Here is a 327-nt window from a genome sequence, read left to right on the forward strand (position 1 = left end):
GTTCGCGCTTCCATCGGCGGCGTCTCCAACGGCAACGGGAAGTCGCTCCGGTGCGCCGCTACCATCGTTCTTCCGTGTCATGATGCGGCAGGTCGATGCCGCAGCAGACCCACCCGAGCCGCTGCGAAGAACCGTAATTGTGTCGTGGCTCAAGCCCGGACGGATCGTCAAAGGTCCCGATATGCATCGCGACTTCGTACGGGTTCGCGTCATAGGCAAGGGTAAGCGGCGTGCCGCAGGACCGGCAGAAGCTTCTCCGGGCGATCGGCGAGGAGCGGCGGTAGGCTGGTTCCGTGGTCAGCCATGAGAGATCGGCAACAGGCGCCC

At 64.5% G+C, this 327-nt stretch carries 1 protein-coding gene; it reads right to left on the reverse strand.

Going from position 1 to position 327, the window contains the following annotated elements:
* Nucleotides 1-58: 58 nt before the first annotated feature.
* On the reverse strand, nucleotides 59-327 hold a 269-nt coding region (locus tag EN824_RS34035; protein ID WP_135933202.1), incomplete at its 5' end, for a GFA family protein.

Origin of the sequence: Mesorhizobium sp. M8A.F.Ca.ET.181.01.1.1 (assembly GCF_004792025.1) — a bacterium.
GTDB lineage: Bacteria > Pseudomonadota > Alphaproteobacteria > Rhizobiales > Rhizobiaceae > Mesorhizobium.